This is a genomic window from Shinella sp. GW835-FHT14H05 (genome assembly GCF_058793575.1).
Genome location: NZ_JBXAFY010000044.1, coordinates 1 through 708, shown reverse-complemented (window position 1 = coordinate 708; position 708 = coordinate 1). Strand labels below are relative to the sequence as shown.

The 708-nt window shown below is 58.2% G+C and carries 1 protein-coding gene; it reads right to left on the bottom strand.

Translation table 11 applies throughout. The features are described from left to right. Positions 1-708 (bottom strand): IS3 family transposase (locus AC1Q6Z_RS35270; protein WP_492650750.1); only part of this gene is annotated, 708 nt, incomplete at both ends.

Here is a 708-nt window from a genome sequence, read left to right as displayed (position 1 = left end):
CGCTTCAGAAGATTGAAGAAGCTCTCGGCCACCGCATTGTCGTGGCAGTTGCCGCGTCGGCTCATCGAGTGAACCAGATTGTGGTACCTGAGGAACGATGCCCAGTCCATGCTGGTGAACTGCGAACCCTGATCTGAATGGATCAGCACCTTGTCCTTCGGCTTTCGCCTCCACACCGCCATCAGTAGAGCCTGCAATACAACATCGGTGGTTTGGCGGCTCTGTAGTGCCCAACCGATCACACGACGCGAATAGAGGTCGATGACAACGGCGAGATAGACGAAGCCCGCGCAGGTTCGAATGTAGGTGATGTCCGTCACCCAGGCAGTGTCTGGAGCCGTCACGTCGAATTGCCGGTCGAGCGTATTATCGACGACGACAGACGGTCTGCCGCCATAGATGCCGGGACGGCGTTTGTAACCGATCTGCGCCTTGATCCCGGCGAGACGCGTCAGACGCGCGACCCGGTTCGGGCAGCACATCTCTCCCTGATCGAGAAGATCGTCGTGCAGCTTGCGATAACCGTAGACCTTGCCGCTCTCTTCCCATGCCTTCAGGAGTAGATCGGTCTGTCGCTTGTCCTCGCTGGCCCGCATACTCAGCGGGCTCTTCAGCCAGGTGTAAAATCCGCTGGGATGAACCCGCAGAAGACGGCACATCGTCCGCACGGAAAACTGCAAGCGATGCAAGGCAATCAACGCGTACTTC